The following is a 6,508-nucleotide window of genomic DNA, read 5'->3' as shown; positions in this document are numbered from 1 at the left end:
TGCCGGCGCTGCTCGACCTCGCCGCGCTGCGCCGCCAGGCCGACGCCGGCCAGCTCCCGGCGCCGCTGCGCGGCCTGGTCCGGGCCCGGCGGCGCGTCGTCGTCGGCGGGGGCGACGGCGGCCCGTCCTTCGCGCAGCGCCGCGCCGGCACGCCCGAGGCCGAACGCGGCCGGCTGGTGGAGGCCCGGGTCAATGCGCCGGTCCTCGAGGTACTCGGCGACCCGCCGGGCACCGGCGTGCCGGCCGGGGCGTGCGTGTCGAGCCAGCCCGCGAGCGCGCCCGGCTCGGTGAGCACCGCGCCGTCCAGGTCGAAGCCCGCCTCGGCCTCCGGCTCGACCGCCTCCAGGTATTGGTAGAGCCGGTCGCGCAGGATGCGGAACTGGAGCGTGTCGAAGACCTGGTGCACCGCTTCGCGGTCCCAGCCCTGCCAGCGGGCGTCCTCGGGGCGTACCGGCAACTCCAGGTCGGAGACCAGGCAGTTGATCTCGTAGTTGCGGATCACGTCGGCGAGCCGCTCGCGCAGGCTGTCGCCGGCCTTGCCCTTGATCTCGTCGGCGCGGGCCACCACGCCCTCGACGCCGCCGTACAGGTTGATCCACTTGGCCGCGGTCTTCGGGCCGACGCCGGGCACGCCGGGCAGGTTGTCGCTGGTCTCGCCGACCAGCGCGGCCAGGTCGCGGTAGCGATCAGGGGTGACGCCGTACTTCGCCTCGACCGCGGCCGGGTCCATCCGGGCCAGGTCGGAGACGCCCTTACGCGGGTAGAGCACGGTCACGCGCTCGCCGACGAGCTGGAACGCGTCCCGGTCGCCGGTGGTGATCAGCACGTCCATGCCCTGGTCGCGGGCCTGCCAGGCGAGCGTGGCGATGACGTCGTCGGCCTCGTAGCCCTCCTTCTCGACCACCGGCACGCGCAGCGCGGCGAGGACTTCCTTGACCAAGCTGACCTGGCCCTTGAAGTCGGTCGGGGTCTCGCTGCGGCCGGCCTTGTACTCGGAGTACTTCTCGGTGCGGAAGGAGCGGCGGGACACGTCGAACGCCACGACGATGTGGGTCGGCTGCTCGTCGCGCAGCACGTTGATCAGCATCGAGGTGAAGCCGTAGACGGCGTTGGTCGGCTGCCCCGTGGTGGTGGAGAAGTTCTCCACAGGCAGGGCGAAGAACGCCCGGTATGCCAGGGAATGTCCGTCGACGAGGAGCAGGCGCGGCGTCGTAGCTGTCACGGCTGCGACTCTAGTCCGTACGCCCGACAACTCCGGCCTCCGGTGCGGCGCGCGCCGCACCGGAGGCCGAGGTCAGAGAACCTTGGCCAGGAACGCCTTGGTCCGCTCGTGCTTCGGCGCCGAGATCACCTCGCGCGGGTCCCCCTGCTCGACCACCACGCCGCCGTCCATGAACACGAGGTGGTCGCCCACCTCGCGGGCGAAGCCGATCTCGTGGGTCACCACGATCATCGTCATGCCGTCGCGGGCCAGGTCCTTCATCGTGTCCAGCACCTCGCCCACCAGCTCCGGGTCGAGCGCGCTGGTCGGCTCGTCGAACAGCATCAGCTTCGGCCGCATGGCCAGCGCCCGGGCGATCGCCACCCGCTGCTGCTGGCCGCCGGAGAGCTGACCGGGGTACGCGCCGAGCTTGTCGCCCAGCCCCACCCGGTCCAGCAGCTGCGCGGCGTGCTCCCGGGCCTCCGTCTTCTTGGCCTGGCGCAGCAGCACCGGGGCCTCCATGACGTTCTGCAGCACCGTCATGTGCGGGAACAGGTTGAACCGCTGGAACACCATGCCGATGGCACGGCGCTGCGCGGCCACGTCCCGGTCGCGCATCTCATACAGCTTGCCGCCGCGCTCCCGGTAGCCGATCAGGTCACCGTCGACCCAGATGCGGCCGGCGTCGATCTTCTCCAGGTGGTTGATGCAGCGCAGGAACGTCGACTTGCCGGAGCCGGAGGGCCCGAGCAGGCAGCACACCTCGCCGGAGCGGACCTCCAGGTCGATGCCCTTGAGCACTTCCAGCGGCCCGAACGACTTGTGCACCTGCTCGGCCCGGACCATCAACTCGGCGGCCGGCGTCTGCGGGGAAGCGGTCATGTCCGTCATTGCGCCGTCCCACTCGTGGTACTGCCGCTCTCGGCGGTCAGATTCCGCAGCCGCTGCCGGGCCCGCCCGCTGCGTCCGAACCCCTTGGAGTAGTGCCGCTCCAGGTAGTACTGCCCGACCAGCAGGACGCTGGTCAGCAGCAGGTACCACAACGTCGCCGCGACGTACATCGGGAAGGGCTGGAAGGTCCGGGAACCGACGGCCTTGAGCTGGAAGAACAGCTCCATCGACACCGGCACGAAGGCCACCAGCGAGGTGTCCTTGAGCATCGCGATGGTCTCGTTGCCGGTCGGCGGAATGATCACCCGCATCGCCTGCGGCAGCACGATCCGCCGCAGGATCTGCGCCCGGCTCATGCCCAGCGCCTGAGCCGCCTCGGTCTGCCCCTCGTCCACCGACTGGATGCCGGCCCGGACGATCTCGGCCATGTACGCGGCCTCGGAAAGGCCCAGCGCCAGCATGCCGGCGACGAAGCCGGTCAGGATGTCCACCGCGCTGAACCCGAACAGCCGGGCCTCGAAGTCGTGCAACCCGAACAGGGCGCCGATCTGCCTGTCGAACGGCAGACCGAACTCCAGCCGCGACCAGAGGATGCCGAGGTTGCCGAAGAGGATCGCCAGCACCAGCCGGGGCACCGCCCGGAAGAACCAGGTGTACACCCAGGCCACGCCGCGCAGCACCGGGTTGGGCGACAGCCGCATGATCGCGATGACGATGCCCAGGCCGATGCCGATCACCATCGACGTGATCAGCAGCAGGATGGTGCCGCGCAGCCCTTCGATGATCGGCGGGCGGAACATCTCGTCCACCATGAACGACCACTGGAACGCGGAGTTCGTGACCAGCATGTGCACGAACATCGCGACCAGCACGGCGATGACCGCCACGCCGACCCAGCGCCCGGGGTGCCGCACGGGCACGGCCTTGATCGGTTCTGGCCGTGCCCGTCCGGATGTGTCGGCCGACATGGTCAGACCGACGGGTTCAGTTCAGCGTTGGTGATGGCGCCGCCCTCGACACCCCACTTGCTGAGCGCCGCCTTGTAGCTGCCGTCGGCGATGACCGCCTGCACGGCCTCCTTGAGCACCTCGGCGAACGCCTGCTGCTCCTTGTTCACCGCGTAGCCGTAGGGCGCCGACTCGTAGATGTCGCCGAGCACCTCCAGCTGGCCGTTGCTCTGCTTCACCGCGTACGCGCCGACCGGGGAGTCGGCCAGCATGGCGTCGTTCTTGCCACTGCCCACGGCAGCGGTGGCGTCGCTCTGCGCCTGGTACTGGTCGATCTTGATGGCCGGCTTGCCGGCGTCGGTGCACTTCTTCGACCGGGCGGTGATGTCGTCGAGCTGGACCGTACCGACCTGCACGGCGATCTTCTTGCCGCAGGCGTTCTCCGGGTCCACCCCGGCCGGGTTGCCCTTCTTGGTCGCCCACTGGGTGCCCGCCGAGTAGTAGCTCACCATGTTGACCGTCTTCAGACGGTCGGCGTTGATGGTGAACGACGAGACGCCGACCTCGTACTTGCCCGAACCCACACCGGGCAGGATCGCGTCGAACGGCGCCGACTCGTACTCGGCCCTGAGACCGAGCTTCTGCGCCACCGCGTTGAACAGCTCGACGTCGAAGCCGACCACGGTCTTGCCGTCCTGGTCCAGGAACTCGGCCGGGGCGTACGTCGAGTCGGTGCCGACCTTGATCACGCCGTCGGCCTTGATGGCGTCCGGCACCTTCGCGGCCAGGTTGGAGTCGGCCGTGGCGGACACCGACGGGCCGTCGCCCGGCTCGGCCGAGTTCTCCTTCTCGCCGCACGCGGCGAGGGAGAGCAGCAGGACGGCCGCACCGGCGACGCCGAGCGCCGCCCGCCGTCCGGGGTTGGGGTGGAACATGGCTGTACTCCTTATTGCGAGGGGTCGGTCGGTCAGGCCACGCCGAGGTAGGCCTCTTTGACCGAGGGGTCGTGCAGCAGGTCCGCGCCGGTGCCGCTCTTGACGATCCGGCCGGTCTCCAGCACGTACGCCCGGTGGGCGCGCGCCAGCGCCTGCTGGGCGTTCTGCTCCACCAGCAGGATCGTGGTGCCCTGCTGGTTGATCTCCGTGATGATCGTGAAGATCTGCTGGATCAGCATCGGCGCGAGACCCATCGACGGCTCGTCGAGCAGCAGCAGCTTCGGCCGGCTCATCAGCGCCCGGCCGACCGCGAGCATCTGCTGCTCACCGCCGGAGAGCGTGCCGCCGGCCTGCTTGCGCCGCTCGGCCAGCCGCGGGAACAGGTCCAGCACCCGGGCCAGGTCCTGCGCGATGCCGGCCTTGTCGCGCCGGGTGTACGCGCCCATGTCGAGGTTCTCCAGCACCGTCATGCCGGGGAAGATGCCCCGGCCCTCGGGCGCCTGGCACAGCCCGCGGCGGACCCGCAGGTCGGCGCGGAGCTTGGTGATGTCCTCACCGGCGAACTTGATCGTGCCGGAGGCGACCGGCCGGATGCCGGAGATCGCCCGCATGGTGGTGGACTTGCCGGCGCCGTTCGCGCCGATCAGCGCGACGATCTCCCCCTCGTCCACGGTCAGGCTGATGCCGTGCAGCGCCTGGATCCGCCCGTAGAGCAGGCTCACGTCCTCGATCTCAAGCAGCATCGTCCGGCACCCCCAGGTACGCCGCGACCACCTTCGGGTTGTCCCGCACCTCGGCGGGCAGCCCTTCGGCGATCTTCTTTCCGAACTCCAGGACCACGATCCGGTCGGTCACGCCCATCACCAGGCGCATGTCGTGCTCGATCAGCAGCACCGTCACGCCCTGGTCCCGGATCTGCCGGATGAGCTGCAGCAGCTCCTCCTTCTCCGCCGGGTTGAAGCCGGCGGCCGGCTCGTCCAGGCAGAGCAGCTTCGGGTCGGTGGCCAGCGCGCGGGCGATCTCCAGCCGGCGCTGCTCGCCGTAGGACAGGTTGCGGGCGAACTCGTGCATCCGGTTGCTGATGCCGACGAACTCCAGCAGGCGCTCGGCCTTCTCCCGGCCCTCGCGCTCCTCCTTCCAGTGCCGCGGCAGGCGCAGCAGGGCGGCGATCACGCTGGTCTTGTGGTGCGCGTCCGCGCCGACCTGGACGTTCTCCAGCGCGGTCATCTCCGGGAAGAGACGGATGTTCTGGAACGTACGGGCCATGCCCATCCGGGTGATCTGGTGGCGCTTCTTGCCACTGATCTTCTGGCCCAGGAACCGGATCTGCCCCTCGGTGGGCTGGTAGATACCGGTCATCGCGTTGAAGCAGGTGGTCTTGCCGGCGCCGTTCGGTCCGATCAGACCGAGGATCTCCCCCTTGTAGAGGGTGAAGTCCACGTCGTTGAGGGCCACCACACCGCCGAAGCGCAGCGTGACGTGGTCGACCTCCAGCAACGGCTCCCGCTTGTCGACCGTCTCGACGGCGGGGGCCGCCGCCTGGGCCGGAACTGCCGGGGTCTGCTCGGTGTCACTCACCGACGATCACCTCCTTGCGGCGGTCCTTGAACTCCGCCGCTCGTCGCCGGTTCGGGATCAGGCCCTGCGGCCGGAAGATCATCATCACCACGAGCACCAGACCGAAGAAGAGGAACCGGTACTCGTACAGCTCGATGCCGAACAGCTCGATGCCGCGGAACCGCTCGATCATGTACGCGACCAGGCCGCCGCCGACGATCGCGCCGACGATGTTGCCCGAGCCGCCGAAGATGACGGCGGCCAGGATGATGATCGAGTTGAGCAGCTCGAAGTTCTGCGAGTTGACGAAGTTCTGCTTACCGGCGAACAACGCGCCGGCCAGGCCGGCGATGGCCGCGCCGGAGGCGAACGCCCACAGCTTGAACTTGAACGTCGGCACACCCATGAGCTGGGCCGCGTCCTCGTCCTCACGGATCGAGATCCAGGCCCGGCCGACCCGGCTGTGGGTCAGGTTCCGCACCCCGATCACCACCAGGATGATCAGCGTGAGCACCAGCCAGTAGTACGGGCGGGCGTCGAGCACGCCGAACCACGGCCGGCCGTCGGCGTACTGGCCGGGCGGGTGCGGAATCTGGTTGAAGCCGCGCTGTCCCTTGAGGAACTCGGAGCTGACCGCAGCGATCCGGATCATCTCGGCGAAGCCGAGCGTCACCAGCGCCAGGTAGTCGCCGCGCAGACGCAGCGTCGGCGTGCCGAGCATGACGCCGGAGACCATGGTCAGGCCGATCGCGATCGGCACCACCGCCAGCCACGGCCACAGCGTCTTGAGGTCACTGCTCGGCGAGGTCAGCACCGCCACCGTGTACGCGCCGACGGCGAAGAAGCCGAAGTAGCCGAGGTCGAGCAGACCGGCGAAGCCGACCACGATGTTGAGGCCGACCGCCAGCAGCACGTAGATCGAGACCGTGAACATCACCTGGGTGAAGTTCGCGCCGGGCGTCGGGATCGGCCCGAGG

At 69.4% G+C, this 6,508-nt stretch carries 7 protein-coding genes; all 7 read right to left on the bottom strand.

What is annotated here, in order from left to right; all coding sequences use genetic code 11:
* Nucleotides 1–1,222 (bottom strand): 5'-3' exonuclease H3TH domain-containing protein (locus KBX39_RS19420; RefSeq protein WP_312247461.1); only part of this gene is annotated, 1,222 nt, incomplete at its 3' end.
* A gap of 72 nt (nt 1,223–1,294) precedes the next feature.
* Nucleotides 1,295–2,092 carry an amino acid ABC transporter ATP-binding protein gene (locus KBX39_RS19415; protein ID WP_069089066.1) on the bottom strand — a complete coding sequence of 266 codons (798 nt, stop codon included), beginning with the start codon at nt 2,090–2,092 and terminating at the stop codon, nt 1,295–1,297.
* Complete coding sequence (locus KBX39_RS19410) at nt 2,089–3,060, bottom strand: amino acid ABC transporter permease (RefSeq protein ID WP_043329574.1); 972 nt, start codon at nt 3,058–3,060, stop codon at nt 2,089–2,091. The genes KBX39_RS19415 and KBX39_RS19410 overlap by 4 nt, the downstream gene beginning before the upstream one ends.
* Nucleotides 3,061–3,062: 2 nt before the next feature.
* Nucleotides 3,063–3,974: an ABC transporter substrate-binding protein gene (locus KBX39_RS19405; protein ID WP_043329573.1), complete on the bottom strand. Its 912-nt coding sequence runs from the start codon at nt 3,972–3,974 to the stop codon at nt 3,063–3,065.
* Between the two features lie 32 nt (nt 3,975–4,006).
* A complete protein-coding gene (locus tag KBX39_RS19400; protein ID WP_043329572.1) occupies nt 4,007–4,717 on the bottom strand; it encodes an ABC transporter ATP-binding protein in 711 nt (236 codons plus the stop codon).
* Nucleotides 4,707–5,471 (bottom strand): ABC transporter ATP-binding protein, encoded by a 765-nt coding sequence (locus KBX39_RS19395; protein WP_181373817.1) that lies wholly within the window; start codon nt 5,469–5,471, stop codon nt 4,707–4,709. Before KBX39_RS19395 ends, KBX39_RS19400 begins: the two co-directional genes overlap by 11 nt.
* Nucleotides 5,472–5,544: 73 nt before the next feature.
* Nucleotides 5,545–6,508 (bottom strand): branched-chain amino acid ABC transporter permease (locus tag KBX39_RS19390; protein ID WP_210871849.1); only part of this gene is annotated, 964 nt, incomplete at its 5' end.

Source organism: Micromonospora sp. D75 (assembly GCF_018070405.1).
GTDB lineage: Bacteria > Actinomycetota > Actinomycetes > Mycobacteriales > Micromonosporaceae > Micromonospora > Micromonospora chalcea.
Note: the sequence above shows the minus strand (reverse complement) of the source record. Positions and strands in the feature narration are given on the sequence as shown.

Excerpts from the sequence above, each read along its gene's own strand:
- KBX39_RS19415 (WP_069089066.1), bottom strand. The coding sequence starts at position 2,092 with ATGACGGACATGACCGCTTCCCCGCAGACGCCGGCCGCCGAGTTGATG.
- KBX39_RS19410 (WP_043329574.1), bottom strand. The coding sequence starts at position 3,060 with ATGTCGGCCGACACATCCGGACGGGCACGGCCAGAACCGATCAAGGCC.
- KBX39_RS19405 (WP_043329573.1), bottom strand. The coding sequence starts at position 3,974 with ATGTTCCACCCCAACCCCGGACGGCGGGCGGCGCTCGGCGTCGCCGGT.
- KBX39_RS19400 (WP_043329572.1), bottom strand. The coding sequence starts at position 4,717 with ATGCTGCTTGAGATCGAGGACGTGAGCCTGCTCTACGGGCGGATCCAG.